This is a genomic window from Ferruginibacter sp. (assembly GCF_031391665.1).
GTDB lineage: Bacteria > Bacteroidota > Bacteroidia > Chitinophagales > Chitinophagaceae > Ferruginibacter.
The window spans coordinates 15,864-30,855 of sequence record NZ_JANMUN010000143.1 but is presented as its reverse complement, the minus strand read 5'-3'; the positions used below and the strand labels follow the sequence as shown (position 1 = coordinate 30,855).

At 35.0% G+C, this 14,992-nt stretch carries 15 protein-coding genes and 1 pseudogene; 12 read left to right on the top strand and 4 right to left on the bottom strand.

Annotated elements, in window-relative coordinates; all coding sequences use genetic code 11:
- A partial coding sequence (locus ACY651_RS10355; RefSeq protein WP_462252381.1) for a Wzz/FepE/Etk N-terminal domain-containing protein occupies positions 1-830 on the bottom strand: 830 nt, incomplete at its 3' end.
- A gap of 9 nt (positions 831-839) precedes the next feature.
- Complete coding sequence (locus ACY651_RS10350) at positions 840-1,589, bottom strand: polysaccharide biosynthesis/export family protein (RefSeq protein WP_462252379.1); 750 nt, start codon at positions 1,587-1,589, stop codon at positions 840-842.
- A gap of 325 nt (positions 1,590-1,914) precedes the next feature.
- On the opposite strand from ACY651_RS10350, the gene ACY651_RS10345 reads away from it, so the two are divergent.
- Positions 1,915-3,264, top strand: a complete 1,350-nt coding sequence (locus tag ACY651_RS10345; protein ID WP_462252377.1) for a M28 family metallopeptidase — start codon at positions 1,915-1,917, stop codon at positions 3,262-3,264.
- A 57-nt stretch (positions 3,265-3,321) separates the two neighbouring features.
- On the opposite strand, the gene ACY651_RS10340 is transcribed toward ACY651_RS10345, so the two are convergent.
- Positions 3,322-3,771, bottom strand: coding sequence for a hypothetical protein (locus ACY651_RS10340; protein ID WP_462252375.1), 450 nt, complete (start codon positions 3,769-3,771; stop codon positions 3,322-3,324).
- Between the two features lie 320 nt (positions 3,772-4,091).
- Between ACY651_RS10340 and ACY651_RS10335 the strand changes: the two genes are divergently transcribed.
- The 7 genes from ACY651_RS10335 (at position 4,092) to ACY651_RS10305 (ending at position 10,188) form a co-directional block, all read left to right on the top strand.
- Positions 4,092-4,688 carry an acyl carrier protein phosphodiesterase gene (locus ACY651_RS10335; RefSeq protein WP_462252373.1) on the top strand — a complete coding sequence of 199 codons (597 nt, stop codon included), beginning with the start codon at positions 4,092-4,094 and terminating at the stop codon, positions 4,686-4,688.
- A 32-nt stretch (positions 4,689-4,720) separates the two neighbouring features.
- Complete coding sequence (locus tag ACY651_RS10330; protein WP_462252371.1) at positions 4,721-5,284, top strand: DUF2911 domain-containing protein; 564 nt, start codon at positions 4,721-4,723, stop codon at positions 5,282-5,284.
- Between the two features lie 13 nt (positions 5,285-5,297).
- Complete coding sequence (locus ACY651_RS10325; protein WP_462252369.1) at positions 5,298-5,936, top strand: DUF2911 domain-containing protein; 639 nt, start codon at positions 5,298-5,300, stop codon at positions 5,934-5,936.
- Between the two features lie 60 nt (positions 5,937-5,996).
- A complete protein-coding gene (gene asnB, locus ACY651_RS10320; protein WP_462252367.1) occupies positions 5,997-7,862 on the top strand; it encodes an asparagine synthase (glutamine-hydrolyzing) in 1,866 nt (621 codons plus the stop codon).
- Between the two features lie 83 nt (positions 7,863-7,945).
- On the top strand, positions 7,946-9,085 hold the full coding sequence (locus ACY651_RS10315; RefSeq protein WP_462252383.1) for a cystathionine gamma-synthase: 1,140 nt from the start codon (positions 7,946-7,948) through the stop codon (positions 9,083-9,085).
- A gap of 6 nt (positions 9,086-9,091) precedes the next feature.
- A complete protein-coding gene (locus ACY651_RS10310) occupies positions 9,092-9,865 on the top strand; it encodes a TIGR02757 family protein (RefSeq protein WP_462252365.1) in 774 nt (257 codons plus the stop codon).
- The gene (locus ACY651_RS10305; protein ID WP_462252363.1) at positions 9,865-10,188 is read left to right on the top strand and encodes a hypothetical protein; all 324 of its coding nucleotides are present in this window, start codon (positions 9,865-9,867) and stop codon (positions 10,186-10,188) included. Before ACY651_RS10310 ends, ACY651_RS10305 begins: the two co-directional genes overlap by 1 nt.
- A 3-nt stretch (positions 10,189-10,191) precedes the next feature.
- On the opposite strand, the gene ACY651_RS10300 is transcribed toward ACY651_RS10305, so the two are convergent.
- On the bottom strand, positions 10,192-10,860 hold the full coding sequence (locus ACY651_RS10300) for a sterol desaturase family protein (RefSeq protein WP_462252361.1): 669 nt from the start codon (positions 10,858-10,860) through the stop codon (positions 10,192-10,194).
- Positions 10,861-10,997: 137 nt separating this feature from the next.
- Here ACY651_RS10300 and ACY651_RS10295 point away from each other — a divergent pair, with 137 nt between their 5' ends.
- The 4 genes and pseudogenes from ACY651_RS10295 (at position 10,998) to ACY651_RS10280 (ending at position 14,949) form a co-directional block, all read left to right on the top strand.
- Complete coding sequence (locus tag ACY651_RS10295) at positions 10,998-12,005, top strand: fumarylacetoacetate hydrolase family protein (RefSeq protein WP_462252359.1); 1,008 nt, start codon at positions 10,998-11,000, stop codon at positions 12,003-12,005.
- 65 nt (positions 12,006-12,070) lie between these two features.
- Positions 12,071-12,637, top strand: a pseudogene (locus tag ACY651_RS10290) (GxxExxY protein).
- Positions 12,638-12,686: 49 nt separating this feature from the next.
- Complete coding sequence (locus ACY651_RS10285) at positions 12,687-13,568, top strand: flavin reductase family protein (RefSeq protein WP_462252357.1); 882 nt, start codon at positions 12,687-12,689, stop codon at positions 13,566-13,568.
- 34 nt (positions 13,569-13,602) lie between these two features.
- Positions 13,603-14,949 (top strand): monooxygenase, encoded by a 1,347-nt coding sequence (locus ACY651_RS10280; protein ID WP_462252355.1) that lies wholly within the window; start codon positions 13,603-13,605, stop codon positions 14,947-14,949.
- The last annotated feature ends 43 nt before the right edge of the window (positions 14,950-14,992 follow it).

The following is a 14,992-nucleotide window of genomic DNA, read 5'->3' as shown; positions in this document are numbered from 1 at the left end:
TCTAATAAATTTAAACGTTCGGTTATAAAAGACAGGGTGTTGATTGATAAAATATTTTTTTCTTCAATTGATTTTACATCGTATGTTTTAATCAGCGTATTTAAAATATTAACTGCTCTTTGCGCTATTACATCCTTATAACTTAAATCTAAAATAGCAGATTGCTTTGCAGATGCAACTTTTAGCGCTAAGATAATATATGAGGCAACTACGCTGGGGTTGCCCAATTCAAAAAAGAACTGTTTATCTGCTTCTGACGGTGAAGGAAGGTAATGTGGGTTGGGTGTAAACTTAAGTACCCCGTATGGCGTTGTCACAAATTGGTTAACCGGGTATTTGTCTTTTCCCTCTACTAAAACAGTTTTCGTTTTGTAATCATAATTAAAATTAACCTTTTCTGTTTCAACCATCGAATCTGTATTTCTGGCTTCTACAACTATGGGTGACAATAAGTAAGCATCGCTTTTTTTAACCTTTCCTTGTTGCCATATTGGGGCATATAAAAAAAGCTTTTTTACTACATCTTCCATCAATGCCCTTGATTGAAGCACCTCCAGTTCATTTTCTATGCTTTTATTAGAAGCTATAAGATTAAACTGATCCATTATTTTTGAATCATCGCTGCCCCTTCTGTCGTCTTTAATAATAATTTTAGCATTGGCCTCATATACCGGAGTGGCATAGCGTAAAAATACATATGCAGCTGACAAAGATAAAAGTACGAACAGTACTAATAAAGGCCAATAAGGTAAATATTTGGCAGCAATTTGCTCTACCATATTGGTTTCCTTTTCTGCTACCTCTACATATTTATTATCAGATTGTTCCATTATTACTTCTTATTTAATCACTTTATCTAACACCAAAAATAGAAATGACACACTGGTTATTACAATTGGCAGTATTTGCTGAGATCTTCCAGACAAAGCCACTTTAGCTTTATTAGGTTCTACATATATCACATCATTCGGTTTTAAATAGTAATATTCCGATTGTAAAAATTTACTTGAGCTAATGTCTATACGACGGGTAGTTCTTATACCATCTTCTTCTCTTATTAGTAAGATATTATGTCTTTTACCATAAATAGTAATATCACCTGCCATACCAAGTGCTTTAACTAAAGAAATTTGTTCGTTTGCTACATTTATTACCAACGGATGACTTACTTCGCCTAAAACTGTAACTTCAAAATTAAGAAGATGTATTTCTACAATTGGATCTAAAAGGAGCTTCTTTGAATTTATTAGATTGACTATATTATCTGACAATTGCTTTTTTGTAAGACCAACGGCCTGAATATAACCCAAAGAAGGTAATAGAATATTTCCGTTGCTGGTTACAGTATAACCCTTGCTTGCTAAAGCATCCTGTTTATTGTAATCCATTGAAGCTTCTTTACTGCGGCTACTTATAATAACACTTAATATATCATTATATTGTATTTTGGCATCCTCCATTCCTAAAAATCTTGATGAAATACTATCGTTTGTATTTTGGAAATAAGTTACTTTGCCAGTGGTAGTACACGATGACGTACTGAACAATGAAAAAATTATAGCAATAAACAAAAGAAACCTAGTTTCCATATGCATGATTTTAGAGTTGAGCCTGTTTTAATGAATTAATTGGGAACGTGATTTTAACACAAAATATTGAACAGCTGTGGTTTTGGCACGGATTACGAATCTCAAATTAAGGTAAGCTAATGACAAAGATGTCATCTTCAGAACGTAAAGATAATATAAAATTTATAACCTCAAAATAAAATTAAGGTTATCTTAATTAATTTTAATACACATTATATAAAAATATATTTTTATCTGCCTGATTTACTACACAATGATTAACTTTACTCCATTGAATATTTCATCTATAAGTATATCAATACTACCAATTACCTAAAACTTAATTATGAAAATCTCTCTCTTACTTTTTACCGCTATTTATATAAATGTAGCACAGGCTCAAACTACTATTGTAAAAGACCCAGAAATTGAAAGCATGGTCAAGGAAGTTTCACCAGACTCTTTACAGGCATACATTAAAACTTTAGTTGCTTTTGGCACCAGGAATACATTGAGTAATCAAAGCAGTACTACAAGAGGTATTGGTGCTGCAAGAAACTGGGTATTGCTGAAATTTCAGCAAATAGCTAAGCACTCAGCCGGACGATTAACTGCTTTTATTGATACAACTACTTTACCAGCCGATGGCAGAAGAGTTGACAGGCCAATACTATTAGGAAATGCTGTAGCTACTCTTAAAGGCACAGATCCGTTAGATAAACGCATATTTATTATAAGCGGACATTTAGACAATATGCGTACCAGCCCCACCGATAGTTTGGGTGATGCACCAGGTGCAAATGATGATGGAAGCGGTACCGCAGCTGTAATTGAATGTGCAAGGGTGATGAGTAAACATTCTTTTCCAGCTACAATAATTTTTGTGGCTGTTAGCGGCGAAGAGCAGGGGTTATTAGGCGCTGCTTACATGAGCGAAAAAGCTAAAAAAGAAAACTGGAAAATTGAGGCGGTTTTAAACAATGATATTATGGGCAGTAACAACAGTAATGAAACCAATATTATTGACAATACAAAAATCAGAGTATTTAGTGAAGGACTTCCTGCGTTTGAAACAGAAAAAAATGCCGTAACTATTAGAAATCTGGGGTTGGAAAACGATGGTAAATCGAGGCAGCTGGCCCGCTATGTAAAAGAAATTGGCGAACGCTATGTAGATAATCTTCAAATTGTAATGGTCTACCGCAACGATCGTTTTTTACGTGGTGGCGATCACACACCTTATGTACAGCGTGGGTTTGCCGCCGTTAGATTTACAGAGATGAATGAAAATTATACAAGACAGCATCAAAACGTACGTACAGAAAACAATATTAAGTATGGCGACCTTGAAGAACACATTGATTACGAATATTTGAGAAAAAATACCGCCATGAACCTGGCAAACCTTGCCAATCTTTCCAAAGCTCCACCAATACCCGACTCTGTAAAAATGGATGTAAAAAAATTAAGCAATACCACTTTGCTTTTTTGGAATAAACCACAATTTGGTGCTGTAAAAGGTTATTTTGTTTTGGTTAGAGAAACCACTAGTGCTGTTTGGCAAAAAAAAATATTTACCGCCACAACAACCATTACTTTACCTTTTAGTAAAGACAATTACTTTTTTGCTGTACAAAGTGTAAATGAAAACGGCAACGAAAGTTTACCGGTAATTCCTGGTATATCGGGCCGGTAAAAAGAAATAATAAAGCCCCTGTAAACAGAGGCTTTTAAAACCCAAAACCCTAACAAACTATTTTTTTGTTTTTCTTTCTACAGTTATTTCGCCGTAGCTGTTGCATTTAAGCTTTAAAATTTTTTGGCTGTTTTCAACATTTACATAATAATTGGTTTGCCCGTCAAAAACTATTTCGCTTACATTATTGGCAACGGTATAATCTTTATACCTGTTTGTAATGGCCAATGAAACATTAAGGGGTAATTGACTGGTTTCAATTACTCTTGATACACCCAGCAGCTCGCCGCTTTCGTTGTAAGCAGCAGAAACTTCTTTTTCATTAAGCTTAAATGAAGCAAAATAAAAATCATCCTTTTTTTCCCAGTTAACATTTAATGCACCGGTAAAATTTTTTTCAAATTCTGCTTTCACCCTTTCGGATATTTTTTCGGGGCCGGGAGAAGCAAAAGCACTTGTGGCAAGCAAAATTGCTACTGCCGCAAACATTGTTTTTAATTTTTTCATAACTATACTTTTTTTGGTTTAAAATAACTGCCATGGCTTAGCAGCGGTTAATAACAAAACAAAAGTAAATGCAGCTTACGTAAACTGAAAGCATTACTTTACCAATAGCATTAAACTATGTTAAACAATGTACGAACGGTAATATGCTATAAAAACATTTTTATTAAAATCAACCAAAACCCTTTACCATAAAGCCTTTGCTCTTTTTTCTTAATAAAATACTAAATTTTGTTTTTGTTGTGTTAAAAAGTAAATGCGGTTTTCTAAACCCAGTTGGCTAATTATAAAAGTTATCTTTACCATTCAATTAATTTTTGCAAATGAATTTTCTGGCACATGCCCATCTTTCTTTTAACCATCCGCAAATTTTGGTGGGCAACATGATAAGTGATTTTGTAAAAGGTAAAAAACAATATGAATACGATGCCGCTATACACAAGGGCATTCAGCTGCACCGGGCTATAGATAATTTTACTGATACCCATGATGCCACTCAATATATAAAATTATTTTTCAGGCCTCAATACCGTTTGTACTCAGGTGCATTTACAGATGTAGTGTATGACCATTTTTTAGCAAACGATACATCAGAATTTTTAACTGATGATGATTTAAAAAAATTCAGTTTAGCCACCTATCAAATTCTTGAAACCAATGTTGCCGTATTACCGGAGGGTTTTAAAAAAATGCTGCCTTACATGATTGAATACAACTGGTTGTATAACTATAAAAATAAGTGGGGGATAGAAAAAAGTTTTAACGGGCTTGTAAAACGTTCGCAGTACCTTACAGAAAGCGTTGTTGCCTTTAATATTTTTAACACACATTATGAGGCCATAAAATCTCAGTACCAAATTTTTTATCCCGATTTAAAAAAATTTGCCGCACATCAATTGCTGCAAATATTAAATGCCTGATTGGTTTATCTTTGAAAAAATATTTTTAATCTATGAAGAAGTTTTTTTTATTGGTTTGTGCAGTAATATTTTCTGCATCTTTTTTAATTGCACAAACTAAATTACCGCCTGTAGATAAATCTACAATGGATATGAGTTATTATCCCAATGGTTACCCTGTTTCTAAAATACAGGATAAACCAACAGACCCATTAGTAGCAAGGGTTATTTACAGCAGACCTCAAAAAAGTGGCAGAACGGTTTTTGGAGATTTACTTGAATACGGAAAAGTGTGGCGCCTTGGTGCTAATGAAGCAACAGAAATTGAATTTTACCAAAATGTAAAAATTAATACTACAAAAATTAAAAAGGGGCGATATACAATGTACTGCATCCCTTATGCAGATAGATGGACTGTTATCATCAATAAAGAAAATGATACCTGGGGTTCTTTTAAATACGATATAAAAAAAGATGTGGCGAGAATGGATGTGCCTGTTCAAAAACAAGCTGAAATTGTAGAAGCTTTTACCATGACTTTTGAAAAAGCTGGAACCGGCACCAATTTAATTATTGCCTGGGATGATGTAAAAGTAAGCTTGCCAATTGTTTTTTAATTAATTGAATTAAATGATAAAAAATAAACCAACATTATTTTTTGTGATCGTATTGCTTACAGCTTTGTGCTTTAATGCCTGCAATACCATTAATTCTAACAACCCCGAAATTCAAAAACCTGTTTTTGAACCTTCCAACTCTTATGCTGCTGTTGATAAATCGCCGATGGATATTAGTTATTATCCTGTAGATTTTCCTGCACGTAAGATGAGTGGTAACGATACCGGCAGTTTAACAGCAAGGGTAATTTACAGCAGGCCACAAAAAAATGGGAGGGCAATTTTTGGCAACGAGCCTCCGCCAAAATATGTGCAGCAATACGGTGATTTATGGCGATTAGGCGCAAACGAGGCAAGTGAAATTGAATTTTTTAAACCCGTAAGTATTAAAGGGCAGCGCATTTCAAAAGGCCGTTATATTATTTATTGTATTCCGTTTGAAGATAAATGGGTAATCGTTTTTAATACCAATCTTTTCTCGTGGGGCTTGCACCCTGATACTGCTAAAGACATTGCAAAAATTGAAACCCCTGTTTATAAGTCTGAAAAAACTATTGAGCATTTTACCATGGTATTTCAACCATCGGCAACAGGCGCCAATTTAATTATGGCGTGGGATAATATGCAGGCTGCCTTACCCATTTCTTTTTAGTACAAATAATATTTCTTTTCTCTTTACCTGCCCTCAATATTTTTATTGATATTTACATCTATGTGTGGAATTGCAGGTATATTATCAACTTCTTCTGAAACAATACCAACGTTTCATTTAAAAAAAATGATTGATGCAATGGCACACCGTGGGCCAGATGGTGAAGGAGTTTGGAGCAATGAAAAAAATAATATTGTTTTCGGTCACCGTCGCCTTTCTGTTATTGATTTAAGTGATGCTGCCGCACAACCCATGCATTATTTAAACCGTTACACCATTGTTTACAATGGCGAAATTTATAATTATGTAGAATTAAAAGAATTATTACTGCAGCATGGCTATATATTTAAATCGAAATCGGATACGGAAGTTATTTTGGCTGCTTATGATTTTTGGAAAGAAGACTGCCTTACGCATTTTGACGGCATGTTTGCCTTTGCCATTTGGGATGAACTGGAGCAACAACTTTTTGCTGCAAGGGATCGCTTTGGAGAAAAGCCTTTTTATTATTACGAAGATGATAAATACTTAGTTTTTGCCAGCGAAATGAAAGCTTTATGGGCCGCAGGTGTAAAAAAAGAGACCGACGAAAAAATGCTGTTGAATTACCTGGCACTGGGTAATGTGCAAAGTGCTGCAGATAAAAAGCAAACTTTTTTCAGCGACATTTATTCTTTACTGCCTGCACATTTTTTTCAATACAAACCATCTGCACAAAAACTTGTTATAAAAAGATACTGGCATATTGATAAAGAATTTAGAATTAATATTTCGCCGGAAGACGCCATTGAAAAATTCAACGAATTATTTACAACATCGGTAAAAAAAAGATTGCGCAGCGATGTTGCATTGGGAACAAGTTTAAGTGGTGGCCTCGACAGTTCAACCATTGTGTCTGCAATGCAAAATCTAAAAGTTAATCTTCATCAACTAAAAACTTTTTCTGCTGTTTTCCCCGGTTTTGAAAAAGATGAATCCATTTATATTAACCTGCTTACAAACCAACTTGATGTTACTAATTTTAAAACTCAACCCACTGCCGATGGGTTAATTAAAGATTTTGAAAAACTTTGTTATCACCAGGAAGAACCTTTTCAATCATCAAGCATTTATGCACAATACAAAGTTTTTGAGTTAGCCAAACAAAACGATGTAATAGTTTTACTGGACGGGCAGGGCGCCGATGAAACATTAGCCGGTTACCACAAATACATTCACTGGTATTTGCAGGAAGTATTAAGCAGGCATAAACTGGGTGCTGCACAAAAAGAGTTAAGAGCTTTACGAAAAAATAAAATTCCGTTCAGGTGGAATTTAAAAAACTATTTTGCTGCTTTTTTACCTATGCATGCAGCCATGCAATTAGAAAAAAATGAGTACGAAAAAACAATGCATCAGCCGGATATTAATCCTGAATTTTTAAGAACGCAAAGAGGCAGGGAATGGGAAGGTATTCACAAACCTGTTGTTACCAAGCTTAATGATATTTTACATTTTACCACCACAGAATTGGGCCTGGAAGAATTACTGCGGTACGCCGACAGAAACAGTATGGCGCATGGCAGAGAAGTTCGCTTACCTTTTTTAGATCATAAATTAGTTGAGTTTATTTTTTCTCTTCCTTCAAATTTAAAAATACATGATGGCTGGACAAAATGGTTATTGCGAAAAGCTATGGATAAAAAATTACCACATGAAATTGTTTGGAGAAAAGATAAAGTAGGTTACGAACCGCCACAGCAACAATGGATGGAAAATAAAACCCTGCAGGATTATATGCATGAGGCCAAAAAGAAATTGGTGGATGCAAATATTTTGCGAAAAAATGTTTTGGATAAAAAAATAATTCCTGCATCTGCCCATGCAGATAATAATTACGACTGGAGATATTTGTGTGCTGCTAAAATAATTGCCCCAAACCCCTAAAGGGGCTTAAGAAAAATCACGTTACTTTGTAAAAAAATTCTATGAGTTTAAAAGATACAAGTTCTCCTTCGGGGAATAAAAGCATGAAACTTGCTACAAAATTAATACACGCCGGTGCAGAGCCCGACCCCAGTACCGGAGCTATTATGACACCCATTTACCAAACATCTACTTATGTACAACAGGCACCGGGGGTAAATAAAGGTTACGAGTATGCCCGTAGCCAAAACCCTACCCGTAAAGCATTGGAAGATGCTTATGCTATAATTGAAAATGGAAAATTTGGTTTGGCTTTTAGCAGCGGTGTTGCCGCAACAGACAGTGTAATAAAATTATTAAACCCCGGCGACGAAGTAATTGCAGCAAGCGATATGTACGGCGGCAGTTACCGGTTATTTACAAAAGTGTGGGAACGCTACAATATAAAATTTATTTATGTTGATACCAGTAATGTTGAAAATGTAAAAGCAGCTGTAACACCAAATACAAAATTAATATGGATAGAAACGCCTACTAATCCTTTAATGAATATTACCGATATTGAAGCCATTGCTGCTATATCAAAAAAAGCAGGCGCATTGCTTTGTGTTGATAATACTTTTGCATCGCCATACTTACAAAACCCTTTAGATTTAGGAGCCGATATTGTAATGCACAGCGCTACGAAATATTTAGGTGGCCACAGCGATGTAATACAGGGGTGTTTAATGATGAACGACGCAGCGCTTAGAGAAAAATTATATTTTATACAAAAAAGTTGTGGCGCTGTACCTGGGCCTCAAGATTGTTTTTTAGTATTGAGAGGCATAAAAACTTTAGGTGTTCGCATGAAAGCGCATTGCGAAAATGGCGAAAAAATTGCACACTGGTTACGCAATAATAAAAAAGTTGCAAAAGTTTACTGGCCCGGTTTTGAAGACAGCGCTGGTTATGCTATTGCAAAAAAACAGATGAATGGCTTTGGCGGTATGATAAGTTTTGAATTAAAAAACGACAGTGATGCTGAAGTAAAAAGAGTGTTATCAGCTACGCATTTATTTTCTTTAGCCGAGAGTTTGGGTGGTGTAGAAAGTTTAATCAATCATCCTGCAAGTATGACGCATGCCAGCATACCAAGAGAAGAAAGAATTAAAAATGGTTTGAGTGATGGCCTGATAAGACTAAGCGTGGGTATTGAAGATGCTGATGATTTGATTGAAGATTTGAATAAAGCAATTGGGTAATTTAAGATGGATGAACATAATCTTAAAGAATTTTTAAACAGCAAGGTTGATTTTTACAATCAACCTTCTTTTATTGCAGCAGATCCAATTTGTATCCCACATCTTTTTACAAAAAAACAGGATATAGAAATTGCCGGTTTTTTTGCCGCCATTTTTGCATGGGGCAACCGTACTACCATTATCAATAAAAGCAAAGAATTGTTGCAGTTAATGGATAATGCACCGCATCAATTTGTATTACATCATCAACCCAAAGATTTAAAAAAATTAGAAGGTTTTAAACACCGCACATTTAATACTACCGATCTGTTGTACTGCATCGAATTTTTCAACATGCATTATTCTAACAATAATTCTCTTGAAAATGCTTTTACAAAAGGGATGCAAAAAAAAGATGCTACAATAGAAAATGGATTGAATGGCTTTTATCATTATTTTTTTTCTCTGCCGTATATTTCCCAAAGAACAAAAAAACATATTGCCTCGCCTGAAAAAAACAGCAGTTGCAAAAGATTGAACATGTATTTACGCTGGATGGTACGCAACGATACAACAGGCGTTGATTTTGGCATCTGGAAAAACATTTCTCCCTCGCAATTAATTATACCTATTGATGTGCATGTGGCAAGGGTGGCCAAAAGATTTAATTTATTGCAGCGCCATCAAACCGACTGGCAATCGGCGCTGGAGCTAACCAAATATTTACGAACTTTAGATGCTACAGATCCGGTAAAATATGATTTTGCTTTATTTGGTACCGGCGTAATGGAAAAATTATAATGAACAATGCTGAACTTATACAATACATTAATAAAGACATGGCACTGGAGCTGCCGGAAAAAATCTCTTTTGCCGAACTGGAAGAAAAATTATCCGCCAGTATTAATCAACTTATTCAAAATAATTTTGAAAAATTAGTATCGCTGTTGTACAGAATTGATGTAAGCGAAAAAAAGTTAAAAAATCTTTTGCAGGATCATGTCAATGAAAATGCAGGAAAAATTATTGCACAATTAATTATTGAAAGGCAGCTGGAAAAAATGACGCTGCGAAAAAAATATAAAAATGAAAATACCGGCGCTTCAGATGAAGAACCCTGGTAAAATTTACGCTTCCTGCCTGCTCCTGTTTTTACTAAACATCAGCTCCTGCACTTTTGTTTTATCTTCTTTTTCTTTACTTAAATCGAACATAGTACCAAACACATGATCCCACAAAGTGCTGCTTACACCAAAACCCATGTGGTCGTTTTTATAATGATGCAGGTGATGATTGCGCCATAAAGGTTTCATCCATTTAAAAGGCGGGTTCCAGGCATGTATGGCATAATGCATGGTACCGTAAACTAAATAGCCTAAAATAAATCCCGGAAAAAAAGCAAATACATAACCTTTGGCCCCCAATAAATACGCTGCAAAATACATCAGCGAAAAAATTGCAGAAGATAAAATTAAACTCGGTACAGGCGGCATAAATAACCTTTCTTTATCCCTTGGGTACTCGTGATGATTACCATGAATGATATAAACAAATTTTGTAGCCCTGTCGCTTTCAGCAACAAAGTGAAATGCAAAACGGTGAATACAGTATTCGAAAAGTGTCCAGAAAAAAATGCCGCTTAAAAAAGTAAGCATAACATTTATAACCTCAATTTGCATTACAGCATTAGTATAATACAGCATAAAGCTGATGATGGGCACATATAAACCCCATATTACCAAAGGATGAGTTTTGGTAAGATATTCTAAATATTGATTTTTAAAAAAGCTGTGCATGGCCTTTATTATGAATTTTCTCGAATTTCATGCTTAAAGTTTAATACTACAAAATTACAAATTCAAAATATAAAACAATAATTCATTTGTTAATTTAATCCTTACATAATTAGTTATTTTTACCAATAATTTTTTTTATGAAATTAGTTACCTATTTAAAAGACGACCACCTTCAATTAGCCCTTTTAGTAAATGGCAATTTATACGATACCGACAGCCTGCACCCCGATTTACCCAATAGCATGTCGATGTTTTTAAATTACTGGGATGACGTAATTCCCGTAGTAAAAGCCGCAGAGCAACGTATAAAAGATGGCTTGGGCCGAAGTTCGCTTGCCACTCCGTATGCCGGCACTCAAATTTTGGCGCCGGTACCGCACCCCACCAGTTGCAGGGATGGTTACGCTTTTCGCCAGCATGTAGCCGCCGCCAGGCGCAACAGAAAAGTGGATATGATTCCGGAATTTGATCAATACCCCATTTTTTATTTTACCAATCATAACAGTATACAGGGGCCAGGTGAAGTGGTTTGCATGCCCGATCATTTTAAAAAATTAGATTTTGAACTGGAAGCTGCAATAGTTATTTGCAAGCCAGGCCGTAATATAGTTGCAGCTGAAGCTGATGAATATATAGGCGGCCTGATGATAATGAATGATATTAGTGCAAGAACCTTACAAATGGAAGAAATGCTGCTGAACCTTGGGCCTGCAAAAGGAAAAGATTTTGCAACTGCTGTTGGCCCGATGCTGGTTACTTTGGATGAGCTGGAAGAATTTGAAGTGCCCTGCAAAGAAAATCATACAGGCAAAGCCTGGAATTTAAACATGAAATGCTGGGTTAATGGTGTGCAGGTTAGCGATGGTAATGTGGCGGATATGGACTGGACCTTTGCAGAAATTATTGAGCGCTGCAGTTATGGTGTACATGTAATGCCCGGCGACATTATTGGCAGCGGCACAGTAGGTACCGGGTGTTTTTTAGAATTGAATGGTACTGGAAAATTAAATAACCCTGATTACACTGAGCAATGGTTACAAGATGGTGATGTGGTTGAAATGGAGATTGATGGGTTGGGGAAACTCACCAATACTTTTGTGAGAGATGAGAGTGATTTTAGTATTTTAGATTTGAAGAAAATGTAGTTTTTAGCGTTAAGGTAAGCGAAGTTTCTATCGCAGAGAAAAGGAGAAAATGAGAATACGCAGAAATATTTTTTTCTCAGCGTAAAACTCTGCTCCTCATTTTCTCAGCGTTAAATAATTTTAGCGTTGAAGTAAGTGAAGTTTATATCACAGAGAAAAGGAGGAAAAGAGAATACGCAGATATAATTTTATTTCCTGCAATAAATTTATTACTTCATCTTTTTTGTGTTAAAAAATATTTTATAACTAATGAGAGATTAAATGAAATTGGTGGAATCATTTGGGATGCATCAATAACAGTTCATAGGGAATTAGGTCCCGGGTTATTGGAATCTGCATATCAATTGGCTTTAAAAAGAGAGTTGGAATTAAGAGGGTTAAAAGTAAGAGCTAAAGTACCAGTTGAATGAATTTATAAAGAAATACCCTTAGGAAAAGCATATGAAATTGATTTATTGGTTGAAGAAGAAATTATTGTTGAAAATAAATCAACAGATGGGATTGCTCCAATTTTTATTTTTCAGGTCATTACTTATCTTAAACTATACCATCAAAAAAAATTAGGTTATCTCATTAATTTTAATGTACAATATCTAAAGGATGGATTTAAGAGAATTGTAAATAATTTCTAACCCTCTGCGAAAACTCCTTTTCTCTTTTTCTTTGCGCTAAAATTTTAAAATGACAATTCATTTAAAAGACTTAAAACCCGCCGATGTTCAAAATTATTTGCAGCATGCCATTGCGCCAAGGCCAGTATGTTTTGCATCTACAATTGATAAAGACGGCAACATCAATCTATCTCCTTTTAGTTTTTTTAATTTATTTTCTTCAAATCCTCCAATAGTAATTTTTTCTCCTGCAAGAAGAGTAAGAGACAATACCACCAAACATACTTTACATAATGTTTTAGAAGTGCCCGAAGTAGTAATAAATATTGTTGACTACGATATGGTACAGCAAACATCGCTGGCCAGTTGTGAGTTTGCAAAAGATGTAAATGAATTTGAAAAAGCAGGATTTACCATGCAACCTGCAACAACAGTAAAACCACCGATGGTAAAAGAAAGTAAAATAAAATTAGAGTGTAAAGTAAATGAAGTAAAACCTTTAGGTACCGAAGGTGGCGCAGGTAATTTAATAATTGCAGAAGTTTTAATAATGCATATTGATGAAAATATTTTGAATGCTGAAGGAAAAATTGACCAAACTAAAATACATCATGTAGCAAGGCTTGGTGGCGATTGGTATTGTAAAGTAGATGAAAGCAATTTATTTAAAGTAGAAAAACCAAATACACAATTGGGCATTGGGGTAGATATGTTACCGGTCTCAATAAAAAACAGTACTATACTCAGTGGAAATAATTTAGGGCAATTGGGCAACGTAAAAGAAATACCTTTTGTTGATCCTGCTTTTACTGATGACACACTAAAAAATATTATTCAGTATTATTCTATTAACCCCGATGATATGGAAAAAGAACTGCACCGCTATGCTAAAGAATTATTAAACACTGGCAAAGTAGGTGAAGCCTGGCAAGTGCTATTAGCTTTAAATTAATTTTTGTAGATTTGGTTTACTTCAAAACTAATTTATGAAATTCATTGCTGCAATTGTTTTTATTATCGCCTTTTTAAGCCTTTCGTTTTTAATACCTTCCTGTAAAAAAAATACCAGCACAAACGATGCCACTAAAAAAGACAGCTGGACAATCATCCAGGAAAAAATACTTACTCCCTCCTGTGCTTTAAGCGGTTGTCATGCTTCGGCAACCGATGCTACCTATGCTCAACATAACCTTGTACTTTCAGCCAGTGTGGCTTTTGATAATTTAATAAACAAACCATCAAAAAATGCTGCTGCCAATGCAGATGGCATTGTAAGGGTTATGCCCGGCGATTATTTAAAAAGTTTATTGTATCATAAAGTAGATTGCCAGGCAGGGCATCACGCTGCAAATTATGGTGCAACAATGCCATTGAATGGCGCCTGGTTAAGTTTAGGCCAAATTGAATTTATTAAACAATGGATTTTTAAAGGTGCTCCAAAAAGAGGCAGTGTTGTTGATGAAAGTTTGCTGAACAATACAACAGTTTGTTCTCAACCTTTTATTCCTTTAGATCCGCCAGCAGCTGCCGATGGCTTTCAACTTAAAATAGATTCTTTCACCGTTAACCCAAATACAGAAAGAGAAGTTTTTGTAAGAAGGAACACGACTAATACTTCGGCAGTTTATGTAAATAAGTTTGTATTGCGTGGAAGGCCGAACAGCCATCATTTTGTTTTATATGGTTTTCAAAACACTACAACCTTACCTGCTGTAAATACTTTACGGGATTTGTATAATTCAGATGGTACTATTAATGCCAACACCTTTATAGAAATGCAAAACCATATTTTTTTAGGTGGCGGTACCGATGTAAATGCTACTTACACTTTCCCAACTGGAGTGGCTTTAAAAATTCCGGCGAATACTTCTTTAGATTTAAATGCACATTATTTTAATAAACAAACTACCGGCTTAACCGGCGAAAATTTTATTAATCTTTACACAGTACCGCAAGCTGCAGTTGTTAAAGAAGCTAAAAGCATAAACTTTGCTAACCTTAATTTTTCTATTCCTGCAAACCAGCGCAAAACTATCACCACCAATTTTACTTTTGCTAACGCAGTAACTGTTATAATGCTCACTTCGCATTTTCATAAAATGGGAGAGAAATTTGTAATTAAAATTTTAGGCGGCCCAAGAAACGGAGAAACAGTTTATGAAAATACCGACTGGCAACATCCTTTAGCACTAAATCTTACCACACCTATACAATTAAATGCCGGCGAAGGTTTAACCAGTGTGGTTACTTACAACAATACTTCTAACAAAACTGTAAATTTTGGTTTAACCAGCGAAGACGAGATGAATATTATTTTTGGGTATTATTATTAAGTTTAAATGTATAATTAAGCAGCATTTAACTTTTTGTGTCCGT

Coding starts and splice junctions, on each gene's coding strand:
- ACY651_RS10350 (WP_462252379.1), bottom strand. CDS start 1,589: ATGGAAACTAGGTTTCTTTTGTTTATTGCTATAATTTTTTCATTGTTC.
- ACY651_RS10345 (WP_462252377.1), top strand. CDS start 1,915: ATGAAAATCTCTCTCTTACTTTTTACCGCTATTTATATAAATGTAGCA.
- ACY651_RS10340 (WP_462252375.1), bottom strand. CDS start 3,771: ATGAAAAAATTAAAAACAATGTTTGCGGCAGTAGCAATTTTGCTTGCC.
- ACY651_RS10335 (WP_462252373.1), top strand. CDS start 4,092: ATGAATTTTCTGGCACATGCCCATCTTTCTTTTAACCATCCGCAAATT.
- ACY651_RS10330 (WP_462252371.1), top strand. CDS start 4,721: ATGAAGAAGTTTTTTTTATTGGTTTGTGCAGTAATATTTTCTGCATCT.
- ACY651_RS10325 (WP_462252369.1), top strand. CDS start 5,298: ATGATAAAAAATAAACCAACATTATTTTTTGTGATCGTATTGCTTACA.
- asnB (WP_462252367.1), top strand. CDS start 5,997: ATGTGTGGAATTGCAGGTATATTATCAACTTCTTCTGAAACAATACCA.
- ACY651_RS10315 (WP_462252383.1), top strand. CDS start 7,946: ATGAAACTTGCTACAAAATTAATACACGCCGGTGCAGAGCCCGACCCC.
- ACY651_RS10310 (WP_462252365.1), top strand. CDS start 9,092: ATGGATGAACATAATCTTAAAGAATTTTTAAACAGCAAGGTTGATTTT.
- ACY651_RS10305 (WP_462252363.1), top strand. CDS start 9,865: ATGAACAATGCTGAACTTATACAATACATTAATAAAGACATGGCACTG.
- ACY651_RS10300 (WP_462252361.1), bottom strand. CDS start 10,860: ATGCACAGCTTTTTTAAAAATCAATATTTAGAATATCTTACCAAAACT.
- ACY651_RS10295 (WP_462252359.1), top strand. CDS start 10,998: ATGAAATTAGTTACCTATTTAAAAGACGACCACCTTCAATTAGCCCTT.
- ACY651_RS10285 (WP_462252357.1), top strand. CDS start 12,687: ATGACAATTCATTTAAAAGACTTAAAACCCGCCGATGTTCAAAATTAT.
- ACY651_RS10280 (WP_462252355.1), top strand. CDS start 13,603: ATGAAATTCATTGCTGCAATTGTTTTTATTATCGCCTTTTTAAGCCTT.